General features: G+C 60.3%; 17 protein-coding genes and 1 pseudogene. 15 read left to right on the top strand and 3 right to left on the bottom strand.

Annotation, left to right across the window (positions count from 1 at the left end; translation table 11 throughout):
- Window positions 1-68: 68 nt before the first annotated feature.
- Genes AC1RQ9_RS13905 through AC1RQ9_RS13895 form a run of 3 tightly spaced genes read left to right on the top strand, consistent with a single transcriptional unit; the run spans window position 69 to window position 4312 of the window.
- Window positions 69-539, top strand: coding sequence for a hypothetical protein (locus tag AC1RQ9_RS13905; RefSeq protein WP_010515534.1), 471 nt, complete (start codon window positions 69-71; stop codon window positions 537-539).
- A 13-nt stretch (window positions 540-552) separates the two neighbouring features.
- Window positions 553-1215, top strand: a complete 663-nt coding sequence (locus AC1RQ9_RS13900) for a hypothetical protein (protein WP_217420054.1) — start codon at window positions 553-555, stop codon at window positions 1213-1215.
- 13 nt (window positions 1216-1228) lie between these two features.
- On the top strand, window positions 1229-4312 hold the full coding sequence (locus tag AC1RQ9_RS13895) for an ATP-binding protein (protein WP_217420053.1): 3084 nt from the start codon (window positions 1229-1231) through the stop codon (window positions 4310-4312).
- Window positions 4313-4480: 168 nt separating this feature from the next.
- Here the strand turns inward: AC1RQ9_RS13895 and AC1RQ9_RS13890 are convergent, their stop codons facing one another.
- Together AC1RQ9_RS13890 and AC1RQ9_RS13885 are read right to left on the bottom strand one after the other, a co-directional pair.
- Complete coding sequence (locus tag AC1RQ9_RS13890; RefSeq protein ID WP_010515531.1) at window positions 4481-5713, bottom strand: type II toxin-antitoxin system HipA family toxin; 1233 nt, start codon at window positions 5711-5713, stop codon at window positions 4481-4483.
- Complete coding sequence (locus AC1RQ9_RS13885; RefSeq protein ID WP_019087395.1) at window positions 5713-6090, bottom strand: helix-turn-helix domain-containing protein; 378 nt, start codon at window positions 6088-6090, stop codon at window positions 5713-5715. Before AC1RQ9_RS13885 ends, AC1RQ9_RS13890 begins: the two co-directional genes overlap by 1 nt.
- A gap of 211 nt (window positions 6091-6301) precedes the next feature.
- Between AC1RQ9_RS13885 and AC1RQ9_RS13880 the strand changes: the two genes are divergently transcribed.
- Window positions 6302-7462: a pyridoxal phosphate-dependent aminotransferase gene (locus AC1RQ9_RS13880; RefSeq protein WP_217420064.1), complete on the top strand. Its 1161-nt coding sequence runs from the start codon at window positions 6302-6304 to the stop codon at window positions 7460-7462.
- A gap of 210 nt (window positions 7463-7672) precedes the next feature.
- Here AC1RQ9_RS13880 and AC1RQ9_RS13875 read toward each other — a convergent pair whose 3' ends face one another.
- Window positions 7673-8062, bottom strand: coding sequence for a hypothetical protein (locus AC1RQ9_RS13875; RefSeq protein WP_217420052.1), 390 nt, complete (start codon window positions 8060-8062; stop codon window positions 7673-7675).
- A gap of 326 nt (window positions 8063-8388) precedes the next feature.
- Here AC1RQ9_RS13875 and AC1RQ9_RS13870 point away from each other — a divergent pair, with 326 nt between their 5' ends.
- From AC1RQ9_RS13870 to AC1RQ9_RS13820, 11 genes and pseudogenes are all read left to right on the top strand, one after another.
- Window positions 8389-8847, top strand: a complete 459-nt coding sequence (locus AC1RQ9_RS13870) for a DotD/TraH family lipoprotein (RefSeq protein ID WP_217420051.1) — start codon at window positions 8389-8391, stop codon at window positions 8845-8847.
- The gene (locus tag AC1RQ9_RS13865; protein WP_217420050.1) at window positions 8840-9880 is read left to right on the top strand and encodes a type IV secretory system conjugative DNA transfer family protein; all 1041 of its coding nucleotides are present in this window, start codon (window positions 8840-8842) and stop codon (window positions 9878-9880) included. Before AC1RQ9_RS13870 ends, AC1RQ9_RS13865 begins: the two co-directional genes overlap by 8 nt.
- On the top strand, window positions 9877-11040 hold the full coding sequence (locus tag AC1RQ9_RS13860) for a type IV pilus twitching motility protein PilT (protein WP_217420049.1): 1164 nt from the start codon (window positions 9877-9879) through the stop codon (window positions 11038-11040). Before AC1RQ9_RS13865 ends, AC1RQ9_RS13860 begins: the two co-directional genes overlap by 4 nt.
- On the top strand, window positions 11040-11288 hold the full coding sequence (gene icmT, locus AC1RQ9_RS13855; RefSeq protein WP_010511855.1) for an IcmT/TraK family protein: 249 nt from the start codon (window positions 11040-11042) through the stop codon (window positions 11286-11288). Before AC1RQ9_RS13860 ends, icmT begins: the two co-directional genes overlap by 1 nt.
- On the top strand, window positions 11285-11707 hold the full coding sequence (locus AC1RQ9_RS13850) for a hypothetical protein (RefSeq protein ID WP_129552106.1): 423 nt from the start codon (window positions 11285-11287) through the stop codon (window positions 11705-11707). Before icmT ends, AC1RQ9_RS13850 begins: the two co-directional genes overlap by 4 nt.
- Window positions 11704-12213 (top strand): lytic transglycosylase domain-containing protein, encoded by a 510-nt coding sequence (locus AC1RQ9_RS13845; protein ID WP_129552107.1) that lies wholly within the window; start codon window positions 11704-11706, stop codon window positions 12211-12213. The genes AC1RQ9_RS13850 and AC1RQ9_RS13845 overlap by 4 nt, the downstream gene beginning before the upstream one ends.
- Window positions 12210-13391 (top strand): secretion/conjugation apparatus DotM-related subunit, encoded by a 1182-nt coding sequence (locus AC1RQ9_RS13840; protein WP_217420048.1) that lies wholly within the window; start codon window positions 12210-12212, stop codon window positions 13389-13391. The genes AC1RQ9_RS13845 and AC1RQ9_RS13840 overlap by 4 nt, the downstream gene beginning before the upstream one ends.
- Complete coding sequence (locus AC1RQ9_RS13835) at window positions 13366-13971, top strand: hypothetical protein (protein WP_026018810.1); 606 nt, start codon at window positions 13366-13368, stop codon at window positions 13969-13971. The genes AC1RQ9_RS13840 and AC1RQ9_RS13835 overlap by 26 nt, the downstream gene beginning before the upstream one ends.
- Before the next feature lie 3 nt (window positions 13972-13974).
- The gene (locus tag AC1RQ9_RS13830; RefSeq protein WP_217420047.1) at window positions 13975-16317 is read left to right on the top strand and encodes a type IV secretory system conjugative DNA transfer family protein; all 2343 of its coding nucleotides are present in this window, start codon (window positions 13975-13977) and stop codon (window positions 16315-16317) included.
- Window positions 16314-17630, top strand: coding sequence for a DUF1173 family protein (locus AC1RQ9_RS13825; RefSeq protein WP_217420046.1), 1317 nt, complete (start codon window positions 16314-16316; stop codon window positions 17628-17630). The genes AC1RQ9_RS13830 and AC1RQ9_RS13825 overlap by 4 nt, the downstream gene beginning before the upstream one ends.
- A gap of 275 nt (window positions 17631-17905) precedes the next feature.
- Window positions 17906-18355, top strand: a pseudogene (locus tag AC1RQ9_RS13820) (Fic family protein); the annotation flags it as partial.

The following is an 18355-nucleotide window of genomic DNA, read 5'->3' as shown; positions in this document are numbered from 1 at the left end:
AAGTCGCATGTTGCCGACAGAACAATGATTCGGGGGACATGATCCCTCTTTCAACGGAGCCCTCGACCATGAACCTCTCTCGCACAGGCATCACCAGCGCGGCGCGACTGACGCGTCTGGTGACACAACGGGCCGGATACAGACAGCGTGCCGTCATGGCACTTGGCACATTGGCCGTCCCGATCCTCATTGCCAGCCACGCGCTGGCCCAATCCGCAACCGGCAGCGCAAACGGTATCGGGGCCCAGATGCAGGCCACCGCCCAGGAGGGGCTGACAGCGGGCGGCTTTGTCGCTGCTGCATGCATGTATGTCGCTGCCTTCATCTGCTTCATCGGCGGCGTATGGGCGGCCTGGCAGAGCCGCAACGAACAGAACCGTTCGCCCGGAAAGGTCGGTATGGCAATCGCCGGCATCGTGCTGTGCGGTCTTTTCGCAACGGGTCCGCAGTGGATCAACAAGGCTGCCAACACCGCGTCCGGTGGCTCGGCAACCGTTGGTACGCAGGCTCAGGCCTATCAGTTCACGAGCGGCGGCTAGGAACCCGATCGCAATGGCCCGTCTCACACAGTCTTTCCGGCTGCTGCCGCGCCCATGGGATCCGTCAGCGCCAGGCGCCGGGGAAATGGGTGAGCCGGGCCTTTTCACATGCGCCTGCTGCGGCCTGATAACGCCTGGTCGCAGGTTTCCATGGCGCGGTGACGGACCCGGGCCTGTCTGCGCCTTATGCAACATCCTGCAGGATCCGACCCGTCCGGCCATTGAACGCGAAGCCGTCCTGATATGGTGGCCGAAACTGCCACAGACCCGCATCATGACCCTGACCCGCTGCGCGCATCAGACCCTCATGCAGACGCTCGGCAACGGGCCAAACGGACAGGATGCCGTCTGGCATCGTGCAATGGACGCGATCGCGTCAGGGTCGGATACCGCGATGATGCCTGCGCAATGCAAAAGCGCTCTCGCTGTGCTCCGCGCTCTGCACGCGCGGACGGCCGAAGCCCGGCGGCGGCTGGAGACAACCTCTCCCCGACTGCTGGCGACTGCCCTGCTGATGGCGAACCGGGCGGACCCGCAGATCAATGAAAGCGCGACCGCCCTGATGGACGGCATCCGGCTCCTCCCCCTGGGCCGTCTCCATAACGGACCCACCGACATCTACCCGGCGCTTGTCAGGGAATGGCTTGATGCCGATCCCCAACCGGTCATGACATGACAGGATCATATCAATGGGCGGTATTCTTTCCAGTCTGCTGGCCGGCATCAGCCTCGGGCTGCGCCAGCCCCTTGCCTCATTCTGCGATGTGGAAAGTACGCACGGGGACCATCTCATCACCAAACGCGGTGAATATGTCTCCGTACTGCGCATCAATGGCCTGCGTCGCATGTGCACGCGGCAGGAAGTGGAAGCGCTCGCCGAGCAGCAGCGTATAGAATTGCAGGGTCTCCTTGAAGAACGTGGCCATGCCATTGTGGGATGGTATATTTCCGATCCCGAGCGCTCGGGTATCGAGATTGACCGCCTGAGCCTCAATGGCTGCCGGTCCATAGCCCGACAGATCGGAGCGGACCTTTCGGACGTCATTGAAGAGAGGCGCCGGCGCTGGCCAAACGTCATGCGCTGGGAGGCCACCTGTTACGTCCTGTGGACCCGGCCCAGCGTGCTGACACGTGAGGACCGCAAACAGGTGGCAGAGGAGCGCAGGACCCTTGCCTCCCAGTTTCCCCGCGTGGGCAATACCCAACGTTTTGCCCTGCGCTCCGATATCATGGCCGCCCGCCATGAATCGTTCATTTCGCGCGTCCAGGCCGCCTTGCAGGGGTTCGACATTTCCTGCGAATTCCTCGGTCCACATCAGGCATTGCAGATTGCGCGCGAGGCAACCTATCGTGAAACGGCTGGCTCCGCCTGGAAACCGACCCTGCTGGGTGACCGGGTCATGCCACAGCTTCCCGACGATCTGGATGACCCGCAGCCACATCCGCAGGGCCTGCTCTGGCCAGCGATCCGGGACCAGATCTTCAATGCCGACGCCGAAACGAAAGGCGGGCAGCTCGTGACCGTGGGGGATTATACATACGCCCCGGTCGACATGACGATTGGCCCAGAGGATCCGCGCCCGTTCTCCGAACTGTCCAGCGTGCTCGGCCGCAAGAGACTGCCATGGCGTAGCGCCATGATCCTGGAGGGCGGTGGCCGCGCCGCCTTCGGCTTCAAGGAAGCCGGAGCCGGGTTTCTGGCGATGTTCCCTGGAAATAGCGACATTCGACGGGCGTTAGCCGCACTCAAGCTCGAGCGCCAGAAAAACAACCATAATTCCGTGCGGATGCGCATGACCGCCACAACCTGGGCTCCGGTCGGAGCAGAGGCGAAGCTGCGACGGCAGGCGTCGGACCTCTCACAGGCGATTGATGCGTGGGGCAACAGCAAGACAACGCGGATCTCCGGCGATCCGCTGGAGGCGGCCATGGGTTCTGTCCCTGCCCTGGCGCTCGGTTCGACTGCGACCTCATCGCTCGCCCTTGTCGGTGACGCGTTCTCCATGATGCCGTGGGCACGCAGTGCGTCACCGTGGCAGAAAGGATCCATCCTCTTCCGCAAGCCCGATGGTTCAATCTGGCCTTACGATCCGACCGGGGGCGGGCTACGCCCATCCGTCGTAGACATTATCGTAGCCCCGCCTGGCGGCGGAAAATCCGTTCTGGCCAATACCATTCTGCTGGGCTTGATCCTCAGCAGCGCCGCGATCAGCAGCCACGGCACGAAGCTCCCCTATATCGGCAAGCTCGACATCGGACCGTCCTCGCGCGGACTGATCGAGATGCTACGCAACGCGCTTGGCCCCGAACGCCAGCACGAGGCGGTTTACGTCAAGATGCAGGCAATCCCGGGCTTCGAGGTCAATGTCTTCGATACCCAGGTCGGGCTGGAATATCCCCTGCCACTCGAGCGCGTCTTCCTGCAGAATTTCATCTCGCTCCTTGCAACGCCGCTGGATGGCAGGCCGTGGGAGGGCATGGACCATCTGGTAGAGGACGTGATTGATGAAGCCTACCGCCTCTGTACCGGGGTGCAGGGGGGCACGCCCAAAATCTACACTCCGGGGATCGAGCCCGACGTCGATGCCGCAATAACATCGCTGGGCATCAGCCTGCCCCACCATGCGGGAGAGGACGATCCGACATGGTGGCGGGATGTCGTCGATGCCTTTGTCAATCTCAGGGAATACCGCCTGGCAGGTTTTGCCCAGCGCCATGCAGTACCGGTCCTGCAGGATCTGCTGATTGCGGCCCGCAGCCCGGAAATCGAAAAACGCTATTCGAAGATCACCCTGGAAACTGGTGAAAGCCTGATCGACACGTTTGATCGCTACATCATGAACGTGATCAAGAATTTTCCCATGCTGGCGTCCCCCACAAGGCTGGATATGGGCGACGCGCGCGTGATCGTTCTCGATCTTGCCGAGGTGGCACCTTCCGGCTCTCCCGCAGCCAACCGCCAGACAGCGCTCATGTATATGCTTGGCCGCCATATCCTGGCCCGGAATTTCTTTCTCCATCCCGATTATGCCGACGACCCGCATATGCCCCCATCCATGCGGGACTATCATCTCGCCCGTTTCACGGAGATGTATGAAACGACGAAACGTATCGACTTCGACGAGTGGCACCGTACCGAACCAGCGCCCCAGGTAGACAAGCAGGCTGTCCGCGACGGCCGCGAGGGGCGCAAGCACAACGTCCAACTCGCCTTCATTTCACAGAACCATACCGACTTCAGCGAGGACCTTTACAAGATATCAACCGCCCGATGGGTCCTCAAATGCGGTGATCAGGAGACGGCAGACAGCCTTATCCGACGCTTCAAGCTGTCCGATGCCAGCGCCTATGTGATCCGCAACGCACTGCCGGGTCCGGGAAAGAATGGTGCGCCGTTCTTCGTGGACATGTCGGCCGGAGAAGCAAAGTATGAACAGCTTCTGGTGAACGTCCTGGGGCCAATCGAACTCTGGTCTTTTTCGACGACGCCTGGAGACACGGCGCTCCGTTCGCGCCTTTACAAACGGATCCACTTTGCCCGGGCCCTGCGGATGCTTGCCACCGTATTTCCCTCGGGAACAGCAAACAGCGAGATCGAACGCAGAAAAAGCGAACGCATGAATGTTTTTGGTCTCGCGACCGATGAAGCATTTGCCGGCGTTCTGGACGAACTGGCGGACGAGATCGTAGGCGGCAGAGGCGTGGCTGCAGGACTGTACGAGACCCTGCGCGCCATTGATGAACAATCGGAACTCGAATTTACCACTGGGTAGAAAGTGACCGATATTCTCCTGACGTCCTCACAGCCTGATCATTGCGGACACAATGATATTGACCATGCTGTTCGATCAATAGCGCGGCGGCGTCTGGCAGGGATAGATTCGACAAATTTATGTGTCGTATCTGGCATATTATACGATATTATCAGTCATATGTGACTATCAGATCGTTAGCGCGATCCCGATCTGATCGTTTATGAAGGCGGCTTCATAATGACGCGCCATCGCCCCGGAAACACCAACCTCTCGCAGAACAGATCTCCACTCATCCGAAATTCGCCGCGCTGTCACGCGGATCATCTGCCGGGCCTCAGCAGGGGTAATTTCGAAGAATTCACACGCCTCCAGTGCCAGACGGATGGACCGATCATGCGGACCGCCCTCCAGTATCGCCGTTTCCAGATGCGGGTTACGGTCGGGTGCTGGATTCACATCGAAAACGGGGGATAACCGCCAGTGTCCAGCGCCCACATAGAGAAATCCGTGATTTTTCAGATGATCGTCCTTATTTGACACGAGAATAGTATAAACCAGACGCAGGAAGAGTTCGCGGAACTCTGCCTGGGGATCGGCGGCATAGGTCCGGATAAAATCGACAATCTCCGTATAGGAACCCAGTTCCGTTCCGGTTTTCCCCAGAGCAGTCCTCGCCGAAATATAAGGAATCCGGCCAGCCCCACGCCGATCAAACCGCTGGATCAGAGCCACAGGAAACGGCGTTTCAGCCAGTTCCAGCCTGACCTCTGGCGTCCGGATTCCGCATGCTCTTGCCAGACGAAGCGTGGCAACTTCAATACGTTCTATTGGCCACTGGTCGTGAACCGAGGTAAATTTTGCAAGCCAGAGCACATCGCCGTCCCGAACATTGGCCTTCGGTCGCGCCCCACCCGAACCACCTGCACCAGCGAGCGCCTGCATATCCCTTTCGGATATGTCCTTGCCCTGTTCATATGCCCGCGCGATAGCCGTAATAGCGGCAAGATCGACCAGACGCGGTATGATGTCATCGGCGCCGCCACGAATGATTTCTCCGTTATCATCGGCGAAACGAAGCGCACCCTGCCGACATACGTCATCCGACAGTGTGAGATATTCAAACTCGGAAAGCCCATTACCGTAGGCACGCTCGAGAAGCCTGCGCCCCCAACTGTCGGGCGCAGCATCAGCAAAGACACCCGCAAGAGCATCGCGCACGTTCCCTGGCTGGCCAGCCGCATGAAACGGCCCAGAGCCAAGGGGAAAGGTTGGCTGGATGGCAAAGGCCCGAGAATTCTCGACCCAGGCCGGATCATAAGTGAAGGTCGAAAACTGCCGTGGACCTGCCTGCGTAAAACGCAGTTGACCCACGGGAGTCAGGCTGTCGCCAAGAACGACATGGGCGCTGAAATCAGGCATCAGAACGAAGCACCGTCCATATCAATAACATCCGCTCCCCCATGCGTGGCCTTATCCTTATCCTGCTGCCTGCGTAACGTGGTCGCAGAAGACCGGCCTCGACGAGGCTGACGTTCAGCAGCCAACGCCAGTCCCAGATCATCCTTGCGGATATCAATCAGGTCGGCCAACCGGTCCAGAAGACCAAGCACGACAAGCACGTCGGCCAGAGTGCCGATCCCCACACCCGGGTCTCCCTTTTCCAGGCGCGCGATGGAACTTGCTGACGTGCCGGCACGAGCGGCCAGGTCGGCTATCGCTATGCCGCGCCGCAGGCGCGCGCCACGAAGGTCACGCCCCAGTCGCTCAAGAGCCGCGCGGGATTTTGGTGAGCCCATTACTATCACTCATATTTGGCATATAAAGTGCCTTATAGCATCATATATGGAATTCTGTAAACTCCACAGCCTCTGCCCTCCACAACACGTTCCTGGCAGGAACTGGCACGTCGCGTAGAAAACGGTGGGCAGGCCGCCTGATTTCCAGGGGCAGTTTCTGGTCGCAGGGCGATCATCGCCCTATAAGTCTATTTTCCACCTTGAGGTCATGATGCCTGTTCCACCAATCGATCCCTTCCACGCGCTGTCCATCAGCGCACTGGCGCATGAACTGGCCGCGCAGGGGCGCAGCATCATTCATATGGAATTTGGCCAGCCTTCCACCGGCGCGCCAAGCGCGGCGATCGAACGCGCCCAGCACATATTGGCGACAGACCCCATGGGCTATTGGGAAAGCCAGCCCCTGAAGGAACGGATCGCCCTGCACTATCACGAAACATATGGCGTTTCGCTCCGGCCTGAACAGATTATCCTGACCTGTGGCGCATCACCCGCGCTGGTCCTGGCGCTCATGACCAGTTTTGTGCCCGGCGCGCATGTAGCCATGGCGCGACCTGGCTACGTGGCCTACCGCAATGTCGTGCGCTCGCTCCATATGGAACCGGTTGAAATTCCGTGTGGGGAAAAAGAACGCTTCCAGTTGACCCCCCACGCCATTGCCGCGCTTGAACCTGCTCCCGACGGGTTGATCCTGGCCAGTCCCGCCAACCCCACCGGTACCATCCTGTCTCCTGATGAAATACGGCGCATTGTTGACGTCTGTCGCGCGCACGGGATCTGCATCATATCGGATGAAATCTATCACGGCCTGAGTTTTGGCGAACGCGCGCACAGTATTCTGGAATATGATCCCAATGCGCTGGTGGTAAACAGTTTTTCCAAATACTTCAGCATGGCGCCTTGGCGGCTGGGGTGGCTGGTTGTCCCGCCTGCCAAGGTGGAAGCCGCCCGTGCGCGGATGGGCAATCTGTTCCTGCCGCCCGCCGCCCTCAGCCAGCACGCGGCCCTCGCCGCCTTCGATTGCCGCGATGAGCTTGAAGGGCATATGGAAACCTACCGGCGCAATCGTGACCTGCTGCTGCGTACCCTGCCCGAAATGGGGCTGCGCCATATCGCGCCACCAGATGGAGCGTTCTATATCTATGCCGATATCAGGCACCTGACGGATGACAGCATGGCGTTTTGCAAGCGCCTGTTGCTGGATACGGGTGTTACGACAGCACCGGGCATTGATTTCGACCCCGTAGACGGGAAATACTTCATCCGTTTCAGCTTTGCGGTCGCAACGGACCAGATTGAAGAAGCCATCCGCCGCATGGTCCCATGGTTTCGTCACCAGAAGGACTGCTTACCCGTCAATGCAGTGACTTAAAGGGAGGTATGCGTCTTGAGCGCGCATAGCTGCGTTTCTGATCAGGAGACATGCGAATACGCACTTACCACGTTCCACTACTACGGACCATGCAGGGGGCTTCTTCCAACTTAAGTTCTGCGGCACACGTCTTCATTATAGTCAGCCCCTGCTGCATGCCTTACCCAGATCAATACATTCATACCAAACCATTACCTGCCTGCGATATTACTACCTCAAGCCACTGCTGGAGCTGAAATGCGAGGTGGAAAAACTATGCTTCAGCACGATCCCGTTACTCAACACAACAGTCATCATCTTGCTTTTGTTATTTGATCTTTCTCCAAGCATGCCAAGCCCGACTACGTCCTGCGCTATTGAAAGACCATCCTCCCTGCCGGACGTAAAACTATAAATCCAGACCTCATAACCATCTTCATAGGTTTTCTGCCCCGGTTCACCGTAAATCTGACGCACCTGGGATGAAGTTGTCACACCATCATGAATATTCTGATCAACTTCCGCGATGGTTGTTTTTTTTATGGAAGCATCACCCGTGGACGAACAGGCACTCGTGCCTGCAATGATCGCCATCACGATGGCCATTCTGATGATCTTCATCCTGCACTCTACCCTCTCGGCTACATATCATCGACATACCTCATTGTGTCCCATCGATACAGATTGTTCAGCGCACATCAGATGCTTGGTAGGACTGTCAGCAACATGGATGGCTGCCGGTGATCCCCTCACGTTCAGAGCCGAAAACAGAAAAGGGTTGCTCCTGTCCCACGCAATTCTGCGCGTCAATCCGGCGACAGCATACCCCAAAAGAGGACACGAATCTGTTCTCGGGGCCTGCATGAAAGAAAAAGCAACGCAGCCAATTTTTGCTGTAGCAGTCGCAAGATGATCTTCGAAGCTACTCCCATTATCCGGAGAAGCTCATGAAACATTCTCTGCTCATTTTTCTTTTGCCCATGGCGCTCAGCGCCTGTGCGCAGAGCCTGTCGTCACCTTCTCCCATTGCGACGACCGGCATGGCCAATCCTGAACTGGCCTTGCAGCGGTCAATAGCAGAGACCACAACCGATCTTCGGGAACTTGGCAGCATCCGCCCGTCTCCGGTCGTTGCATCTACCAACCAACCCCCGCTCCCCGATGACCTGACCCGCCGGATCTGGTTCGTGTGGGACGGCCCGCTGGGCAAGGCCGTCGCAAAACTCGGCCAGGAGATTGGCTATAGCGTGACTGTCACCGGCCATCCCCGAGCAATGCGCGTCGCGACCAACAGCGTTGCTGCTGTGGTGGATATCCTGCGGACATTGGGCGATCAGGCCGGAGATCAGGCCATGGTCTCGGTAGACCCACTTCACCACGCAATAACGGTGGCGTGGCATGCGTAAGATGGCGCTCTTTCTATCTTCGGCCATCGTCGTGACGGCCGCAGGCGGTCCGACCCATGCGGCGTCTGTCTCCACGGGGAAGGTTGTCATTGAGGAGGGGCAGCACGTCCGGCTACCGACATCGTCTCCATTCCCGCCATCGGCTCGCAGCGGCACATTGGTCCCGGTGCCACAGCCGCCCCAGCCGGGTGCGGATCAGGTGGATGGGGCTGACCCCGCCCTTGCCAATCCCATCAATAAACCGGTGACAGGGGCCTCAACGCTCGACGAGGTAGTCGGCGGCGAAGCGCCACCTTCTCTTGAGGCCCTTGAGAATACCCGCCCCAATGACGAGCCAGGCGATGACCTGAAACCCGGTCGAAGCGCCCAGCTTCGGGAAGCCGCGCATATTTACGGCGCGCAGGGCGGTCTGGCCGCCCGGGCATTCGCCATCAACGAGATGCTGCGGCGCCATGAGGAGACACTCGACGCCACTTATGATTTCCGGTCGATCGTGCTTCCGATCGGGAGTGGCCAGACCCTCATGCAGCCCCCTATCGTCACCGAGGCGCAGATGGCCTTTGCGCTCAATGACACCGGTCAGGTGGCGCACGAGACAGAATGTGTTTTCGAGATCACCCGGGAGGCACAACTGACATCCGCGCCCCCGGACTGGCGCACGTATCTCGTCCGGACATGGGGCAAACCGCATCATCCGGTAGCCACGGCCCTGCCTCGCACAAAGGCGGAAGTGTCACACTGGAACCAATGGGTGGCCGAAGGCTGGGCAGATGGAGAAAAGCAGGCGACCGAGATCTTCCTCTCCGACCTGTCGCGTCTGCAGCGCGACATTACCGGCATGGCCCGCTACCGGGTGCTGCTGAACGCCGGGCGCGTCGAAGAACCGCGCGTCGTGTTCGAGCACCAGGACGCCGTGGGAGGGGGAGACACCCTCCACCTCAATGACCGCACGATCCGGATCGCGAGCCAGCCGGGGCTTCAGGGCCACGTCCGTCGCGGAAGCGATTACGGTTATCCGGAGCACTGCCGATGAACATGACGATCCCCGTCACGACCGACGAACGCTGGCCGGATGAAGGCAGGAAAGCGTTTGCCTGGGTCGAGGAACGACGGCGTAACGCGCCGGGGCTGGACTCCCTCCTTCGCTGGGCGCACGGCCTCGGCGCCTCGCGCATCGACATCAAGACCGGCCATCCGGTCACGATCAAGGTGCACGGCGTGATCCGCTATGCCACATGCAAAGCGACGGACTCCCTCGCGCTGGCGGATATCGTCGGCCATGTCTATGCCTCTGACGGGATGGCCATGCTTGGTGTCGGCCATATCCTCGATACAGCCTACAGCGTGGCACTGGACCGCAAGGTCAATCTGCGTTTCCGGATCAATCTTTCGCCCATTTCGGTCAAGCGGGGCAGTGGCGTCCACATCGTCATGCGTCCGATCCCCGCCCGCCCCGCAAGCCTTGACCAGCAGATGGTCGAGCAGGAAATCCGGGACACGAACAGGCTCAAAAGCGGCATGGTCCTGTTTGGTGGGGCAACCGGTTCCGGAAAGACCACGTTGCAATTCGGGCTCGCCATCGAAAAACTCATGGACCCGACCGTGTATTGCGACATGGCAACTGGCGAGGAGCCCATCGAGTTCCTGCTGGACGACCTGCGTCCGCCTTCAGGTTCGCGGATCAGCCAGACGGAGATCCGCCCCCCTACCCTGACTTTTCCCACGTTCACCCGCAGCCTGACACGCCGCGAGATGAGCGATGGCATCATCACGGAATGTCGGGACGGCGAGACCATGAATGCAGCCATCAATATCGCCATGATGGGCGGTATTCTGGGCACAACGCTACACGCAGACAGCGTCTCCCTCATGATCCAGCGCGCGATCGCGCTCTGTCCGCCCTCGGAACGTGACAACCTCGTCTCGGCCCTCGCTCAGGCACTGCGGTTCTGCATCAACCAGCGTCTTGTACCCCGCAAGGGCGGGGGGCGTGTTGCGATCCGCGAATTCCTCACCTTCGACCGTGATCTGCGCCGCAAGCTGACCCGAACCGAGCCAACGGACTGGCCTGACGTCGTGGCCGACGCAGTCGAGGCGCAGGGCCAGTCTTTCGGAAATGCCATCCGCAAACTGCTTGATGCCGATCTGATCACCGAAGACACCGCTCTGGCGGAAGAAAGGAGAGACGCGTGATGTGGCGTGCAACGGCCTATCCTGTCCGGGTTTTCATTCTCGATGCCCGCAGCTGCTTTCCCATTCTCATCTCCGTGACACACTGGAGCCTCACCACCCTGCTGATCGGCGTCTTCGGCGTGGTGTTTTTCGGCACGATCTCGTTTTTCGGGCTGACGCTGCCGGCCGCGATACGCTCCATGCGACGCTTCCTCATCGGGCCGGTCCGCACCGCCCTGCCGACATGGCAAAGGAGGCGGTTCTCATGAGCGCGATCGATCTGGCGGCGATCAGTGCGGCGCAGACACGGCTTCTGGCCAAAATCGGCAAGCCGATTGAGCTGCTGGACCCTGGGACCGGAAAAAGGGTGGTCGTATCACCGGCTGACGCGGCACACCCTGAAGCCTATCTGCCCGTTTTCCTGATCAGTGCCGAAGCCCTGTGGCTGGAACTGACAGGGACGGGCTTTGCCCTTGATGTCAGCAGGACGCCCGACAGCGCGCTCGGCTATGCCGTACGCACGGTGCGCGCCGGTTCATTTACGGTCGTGATGTTATGTCTGATCGATGTCACGATGAGGCTTGCGGAGATGGACGACGCGCTGGTCCTCAATCATCTGATCGACTTCTGGGGCGAAGCCCATGGCCGGATCGCCGATGTCGCGCCGACCCTGCAGGGGGCGACATGATCCCTCGCCTCGCTCTGGCGGCACTCGGGGTGTTTCCCCTTTTTGCCGCCAGCACGACCGCCCGTGCCGCGAGCATCGAAGAAAATGGCCGCCAGATTGCAGCCTGTCTGGAGGCTTCGGCAAAAATCTCCGGCGTGCCCCGTGGCGTGCTGCTCGTCCTCCTCTATGTCGAGGCCGGCCGCCCCGGAATGGTCAGCCCGAACGGTAACGGCACGGCGGATCTCGGGCCGATGCAGGTCAACACGACATGGGTCGATCGCATCGCGAGGCGATGGCACAGCACGCCCGCGCAAACATATGCGGCCCTGCGCGACAGTTCGTGCGCCAATATCGAGGCAGGCGCCTGGATCCTTGGTCAGGCGATGCACGAGGCACACGGCGACCTCTGGCAGGCCGTGGCATTCTATCACTCTCATACCCCACGCCATGGCAACGCCTATCTCCGGCGTTTCTACGACATCGCCCTCACGATGATGGCCAGAAACCGCGGGGACGATCGTTCATGAGCACGAGCCGTGTCCCATGGTCATCCAGCGATGACTATCTGCTCTTCTCCTCGATCATCATCATCGTCGGGGTCCTGCTGTTTAGCTACATGGCCTGGAGCCTGTGGCATACGCAGATCACGGCCTTCTATCTGCGGGCCATGCTGGGGCAGATCAACCTGCTGCATACGTCTAATCCCGACCTGATGCACCTGCGATTTCAGTTGCGGGCCGCACAATATCGACCGGACCTGGTGCGGGCGATCCAGCTTTATTATGGCCTTGCGATCCTGGGCAATGCCCTGAAATGGCCGGTGGCCATCGTGATTGCGCTCATGGGCGGGTTATGCATGTGGCGTGCTGCCCCCGGCCGTTTTGCAAAAGCGCTCGATCTGGAAGGTCTGATTGCGGTCCAGGCAGAAATGTTTCCGACACTGAGAGGCTTCGTCCGACGCCGACTGGACAGGCTTGTAACGCCCACGGATGGCATCCCCCTGCCCGCGGACCCGGCCCTGACACGTGCCGAATGGGGCGCGCGCTTCGCTGTCGATGCACAGGACCGCTGCAGTGAAACCGGCGCGCTCGAAGCGTTCACGCGCCAGCTGGGCCGCCACTGGTCCAGCATCCACGCCGCGTCCCCTGTCGAACAGGTGCTTCTCGTTGCCTTTGCGATGCACTACCTCCAGAGGCGCCGGGAAGCCCTCGCCCTGCTTGGTGAACTCTCTGCCGGCCTGGCCGACGCTGGCCTTGATGGTCCCCGTGGTCCGCTAGCGCCACTCACGGTGCCAGAGTCCGTTGTGCGAAGCGCCCGCTCTGCCCTGCAGGACAAGGAAATCACAAACTGTATCGATACGGTCTGCGAGCGCAGCGGATGGAGCGTGACCGCGCTCATGACCCTGCTGCACGAAGCCCGGCGTCAGGCGGGCGTGCTCGCCCCCTCCTCATTCGCCATCGTGAAGCTCATCGACCGATCATTGTGGTACGCGCTGCACTCACTCGGCTTTCCTGCTGAGATCCCGGCCGAAGACCTTCATCCCAATCCCCGCATCGAGGCCGCCGGCGCACGTGCGCACTGGAGCGAAGAACGACGCTACCAGCGTCCGATCTACATCCCTGCGGTTGAGAACGCACTCGCCATCCTGCGCCCGATGCCCGAAGCACAAGGATCTTCCCATGACCCGTATCATCCTGCACGCTGATGGCCGGGCTCCCATCACCATTGAACTCGACGGGACAGGCTTACAGCCCCTCCATCTCCATCTCGGATCTGATTTCGGGCAGATGGAGACGAGCAGCGCGGTCCCGACTTTACCGGCACCGGAAGCATCACGGCACTGGCGCCTGAAAAAAGCGTTGCCCGCGCTCATCGCTGGGGGACTGGCCGCCATCCTGATCATCGGCACACGTCAGGCCATGGTTTCCGACCGCACTGTTCCCGACACGGGGCCCGCTGGCATGCTACGGCCGCCTGCAATTCTACCCCCACTCTCCGGCGCGCCCATGACGGACGAAGGCGCGCCAGGGGTCCGCTCAACCTATGTCCCGGGCGAGCACATGCCGGTCGACGGGAATGTGGTCGGCAATCCCGACGGTCACCCGGCGAGCGCGGAAATTGATGCCGCACGACGCATCATGACGCAGCGGCCCGTCGTCATTTATCCGCACCCCCCAGGTGGCGCGCAGACAGCGCCGACGGCGCCGGTTTCCCCCACGGCACCAACAGCGCCCGTACCGCATACGATCGGCACGGGAAAATCTCCTTTTGGGCTGGAAGACTGAGGCATGGTGAAGCGCGAGATCGGCGGACCGCAGGTCCACCAGCAACTGAAACACGGCGCTACCTATCGCGATACGCGTCCCTTCACGGTCCGGATCGCCGAAGAGTTGCAATCCAGCAGTTCCGGGTTTGCTCTCATGATGCTGGCAGGGCTCAGCGTGCTGGCTCCCGCGATCGTCGGGATCACCTTTCCCCTCGCCCTCTGCCTGACGCTCTGGGTCATGACCCGCCAACCCGTGTTGCCTTTTCATCTGCCCCGGTATTGCGGACTGAAGGATAAACACGATCTTGATCCCAAAACCCGTCGGCCGCGGGCGGCGGCAGGCATCATATATCTTGGAACGGACGGACTGACCGGCCAGCAACTCTGGCTTTCATCCGACGCGGGACGCCAGCACGCCGCCGTGCCAGGCACGACCGGTGCGGGCAAAACGACATCCGCCATCTCCCTGCTCGCCAATCCGCTTGCGCATGGATCCGGGTTTATCCTGATCGATGGCAAGGGTGACAACACGGTCCACGGCGATGTGCTGGCGCTTGCCCGCCGCTTCGGGCTGGATGACCAGGTGCTCAATCTCAACTTTCTAACCGCAAGCGGCATCCGCCAGTCCAATACGTTCAATCCGTTTGCGACCGGCAATGCCGACGCCATCCGTGAAATGCTGGTCAGCCAGCTTGGTGAGCCGTCGAGCAACGACGCCAACGGTGTCTTTCGGGATCGTGCTGTCGGCCTTGCCGGCACGATCGCGCCGGTGCTGACCTGGATGCGCGACACGCACGGCGTGCCGATCAACATCGAGACCATGCGCTATGCCATGGAACTGCGCTGGATCGGCACGCTGGCCCGGCATCGCGTATTCCTGATCCGCAATCCCGGCTCCGATCATCCCATCGAGATCAGCGTTCCCGAAATTCCCGACGATATCCTCTATCCGGCCCAGGCCTATCTGGGCGAACTGCCGGGGTATGATTCCTCTCTGGCGTGGAATGAACAGAAAGAAAACAAACCGAGCGAACAGCATGGCTACGCCAAGATGTATTTCACCCGGGTCTTCACGCAGCTTGGCGTCAGTCTCGGGCATATCTTCCGCGCCCAGACGCCCGACATCGATATGCGCGATGTGGTGCTGAACCGCCGCATTCTCGTCGTCACGCTGCCCGCGCTGGAGAATTCCTCGGATACGCTGGCCGGACTGGGCAAGATCGTGGTCGCGGCCGGTCGCGGCGTCATGGCCCAGCTTCTTGGCGCCCGCCTCGACGGCCCCGCCGAGCAGGTCTTCAAGCTCAAGGCAGGCAGCGGCGACGCGCCGTTCCATTTTTTCTACGATGAACTCTCCGCCTACGTCACGGACGGCATGGACCGGCAGCTGGCCATGGGACGCGGCCTGAACTGCATGTTCTGGCTGGGGTTTCAGGATCTTCCGGGTCTCACGACACGCATCGGCGACAAAGCCTTTACCCTGCTCGGCAACGCCAACCTTACCCACGCCATGCGCCTGCAGGATGCCATGCGCACGCGCGAGTGGATCGAAAAGCAGTCCGATCGGATCGAGGTCAGTCAGGCCACGCATTTCGAAGGCAACTCCGCGGGAAGTTACCGGGAAGGACGGGGTGCCGAAGTCCGGGAAGTCGCCCGTATTCCCTGGGCAGACCTTCAGTCGCTCATCGAGGGCGAGGCCATAACGATGTATGCCGGTCGCATCGTCCATTCGAAGACGTTCTTTGCCGCCGTCAATGGGCGGTCAGGCGCGATCCGCATGGCCCAGCCGGTCATGCTTGCAGCGCCGCTGGACCTGAATCGGGTGCCCCCGGACCAGCAGTTGCTCGCCCTCCTCGCGACGATCGAAGGCGGCCTGTTTCAGTCTGAGCTGACCATGGTACACGACGAACCGGATGTTCACGCACTCCAGGAAGCAGTCGACCGCCTCGGTTCAGGTTCTAAAGACATCCTGCGCAATTTTGCACAAATTGGTGCAGCAGTCGCCGCCACACCACGCCGGGTTACGACCGCCAATGACGATGAAGGGAATGAACACGCAGCCAGAACAGACATGCTGACACCATTTTCCTATATGCTGCGTGATGCTGCCTCCACCCCGAAACCCGGTTTTCAGACACAGCCCCGCACCATACCTCCCATCGACGGTTACCTGCTTGGACGCCTTGAAGCCATTGAACGCCGCGTGGACCGGCAGCCTGGTGTAGCCCGGCGTCAGGCACTGCTTATATTGGGTGTCAGGGACGCGATGACAAAAGGCGCACCGAAGGAGGGCGCGGCTGGCACCGGGATAACCGAGAAGGAAATCCTCGCCCAGATCAGGATATTGCGAGAAAAAACCTCGGCATGACCGGCACGATCATCATCCTTCCTGGCGGGGAAAGGTTCCAGCTCGAATGGCGCCGGAGTGACCCGGAGCGCTGGGAACGCCGCCTGAAGGCAAAATATGATGAGAGCCGGAGCGCGGAGCGTTCTGACAAGGCGCGATGCCTGTGCCAGCATCGCGGGGCCGCACTGCCTCTACAGATCCGTTACCGGGCGGACAGTCACAGTTTTCACCTCGCCGTCTGGCCAAATGAAGGGCCGCTGCATGAAAAGACATGCGCGTTCTACAAGCCTGATCCAGAAAAAAGTGGGCGCGCCAGCTATGTAAATAGCGTAATTCGCGAGGGTGAGGATGGGGATGTCGCTGTGACCCTGTCGATCGGCCTGCGCCGCAAGGGGCCACCCCGGCCAGTCGATGACACGCCGCTGCCTGCTTCAGATCGGCCCGGACAGGCGCGACAGCGCCGGATGACGCCTCTCGGGCTGCTCCATCTCCTGTGGGAACGGGCGGGGCTGACCGAATGGCGGCCACAATTTGCCAGACACCGCACACCGACGGTTGCCCTGGGCCGGATCGCCTCAGCCGGAACCCGGATCCGGGCGCAGGGCAGACTGATCTCCGATCTTCTATGCCCTGTCGCCCCAGGGCATGAAAGGTTCGGACGGCGTCTCCATGCCATTGTCCGGACGGAAGGAAAGGAAAACCATCTGTTCCTGATCGGGTTCGTGGAGACTCTGGAACCAGACCCCAGGGGCAATTTCACCATGACCCTGAGCGGCCAGCGCAACGGTTACCGCTGCTTTCTGACAGTGCCTGCAGCCGAGAGGAACCGTCTTGCCCGGTCGCACCAACTGGCGGCAGCCACGCTCGCCCTGCCCGAAGCGGCGCGGCAGGCGCACGTTGTAGCGCTGCTCTATGTGACGGCACGAAACATCGGAACGCCCAATAGCCGGTGGAGGGGCTGGATCCAGGCGGAAGTCAGGACCGGTGCCCTGATGACCGTCTCTCGCAGCATGCTTCCTTTCGAAAGCAGTCATGAACTGGCGGTAGCCGATGCCCTCGTGGCAGCGGGGCGCGCATTCGAAAAACCACTGCGTTTCGACGCGGAACGGGATCTCGTTTTCCCCGACTTCATCCTGCAGGACACCGCGCGGAGTGCCGGATATCCAATGGAAGTTTTCGGCCGTACGGACGAGGCCTACACTGCCAGACGAGCCGAGAAGGAAAACTACTACAACATAACTTTTGGAGCAGACGGATGGTGGTCATGGGATGCAACAACGCGAAGCGGGATTCCAGCCTTTCCACCCGCCAGAAAGGGAGCAACACTGTGCTGATCACGCCAGACAATGACTTTCATCCGGCTTGGTCGGGCTCCAGATTTTGTCAACGCAACAGAACCCTGCCGGACCATATCATCGGACACCAGAAGCAAACAGGCTGATCATGCGGCGCTTCAGCGAATGGGAATTATTGATCACAAAGACGAAGTGACGAAAGCATACGCGTGGCCACGGCTGTCCATATATATTTTTTTACACAAGGCACCGTTTATATGCGATTTTAAGCATTAATAAACGGTTTTGGACAATTCAGCAGGAATTTAATTCCAATGGCAGACCCGATCGGCGGCATGTGGCTCGCACTGAAATATGATGCAGAGCCATTCGGCGGACTGGCTGTCAAAAGCCAGCTTGGAAGTCGCCGGTCGAGCAGTCATCATAATTTATACAGCATCGAGACGTATCCCGAAAACATGCGTCCGACCGACGCCGCAGCCGCGCATCTGCAGTTTCATCTGCGACACGAACCCACCAGCCTTGAGTTGCTGGCGCGCGTCTTTGCGAAGACCGGACCAAGTTTTGTCCAGGAGTGGATAAACAATGCACCGACCGGACAATATGCCAGACGGGCATCGTTTCTCTATGAATTCGTCACCGGACAAACGCTCCTGCCGCCAGTCGACCTCGGCGGCAACTACGTTTCCGCCCTGGATGCATCTTTTCAGGTAACAGCTTCTCCGGACAAGATGAGCAACGTCAGCAGATGGCGCGTCCGTGAC

This window comes from Komagataeibacter ossonobensis (assembly GCF_057359305.1).
This window is presented reverse-complemented; position numbering and strand designations above follow the sequence as displayed.

Bases quoted from the DNA above. Each gene is read 5' to 3' on its own strand.
- AC1RQ9_RS13905 (WP_010515534.1), top strand. From the start codon at position 69: ATGAACCTCTCTCGCACAGGCATCACCAGCGCGGCGCGACTGACGCGT.
- AC1RQ9_RS13900 (WP_217420054.1), top strand. From the start codon at position 553: ATGGCCCGTCTCACACAGTCTTTCCGGCTGCTGCCGCGCCCATGGGAT.
- AC1RQ9_RS13895 (WP_217420053.1), top strand. From the start codon at position 1,229: ATGGGCGGTATTCTTTCCAGTCTGCTGGCCGGCATCAGCCTCGGGCTG.
- AC1RQ9_RS13890 (WP_010515531.1), bottom strand. From the start codon at position 5,713: ATGCCTGATTTCAGCGCCCATGTCGTTCTTGGCGACAGCCTGACTCCC.
- AC1RQ9_RS13885 (WP_019087395.1), bottom strand. From the start codon at position 6,090: ATGGGCTCACCAAAATCCCGCGCGGCTCTTGAGCGACTGGGGCGTGAC.
- AC1RQ9_RS13880 (WP_217420064.1), top strand. From the start codon at position 6,302: ATGCCTGTTCCACCAATCGATCCCTTCCACGCGCTGTCCATCAGCGCA.
- AC1RQ9_RS13875 (WP_217420052.1), bottom strand. From the start codon at position 8,062: ATGAAGATCATCAGAATGGCCATCGTGATGGCGATCATTGCAGGCACG.
- AC1RQ9_RS13870 (WP_217420051.1), top strand. From the start codon at position 8,389: ATGAAACATTCTCTGCTCATTTTTCTTTTGCCCATGGCGCTCAGCGCC.
- AC1RQ9_RS13865 (WP_217420050.1), top strand. From the start codon at position 8,840: ATGCGTAAGATGGCGCTCTTTCTATCTTCGGCCATCGTCGTGACGGCC.
- AC1RQ9_RS13860 (WP_217420049.1), top strand. From the start codon at position 9,877: ATGAACATGACGATCCCCGTCACGACCGACGAACGCTGGCCGGATGAA.
- icmT (WP_010511855.1), top strand. From the start codon at position 11,040: ATGTGGCGTGCAACGGCCTATCCTGTCCGGGTTTTCATTCTCGATGCC.
- AC1RQ9_RS13850 (WP_129552106.1), top strand. From the start codon at position 11,285: ATGAGCGCGATCGATCTGGCGGCGATCAGTGCGGCGCAGACACGGCTT.
- AC1RQ9_RS13845 (WP_129552107.1), top strand. From the start codon at position 11,704: ATGATCCCTCGCCTCGCTCTGGCGGCACTCGGGGTGTTTCCCCTTTTT.
- AC1RQ9_RS13840 (WP_217420048.1), top strand. From the start codon at position 12,210: ATGAGCACGAGCCGTGTCCCATGGTCATCCAGCGATGACTATCTGCTC.
- AC1RQ9_RS13835 (WP_026018810.1), top strand. From the start codon at position 13,366: ATGACCCGTATCATCCTGCACGCTGATGGCCGGGCTCCCATCACCATT.
- AC1RQ9_RS13830 (WP_217420047.1), top strand. From the start codon at position 13,975: ATGGTGAAGCGCGAGATCGGCGGACCGCAGGTCCACCAGCAACTGAAA.
- AC1RQ9_RS13825 (WP_217420046.1), top strand. From the start codon at position 16,314: ATGACCGGCACGATCATCATCCTTCCTGGCGGGGAAAGGTTCCAGCTC.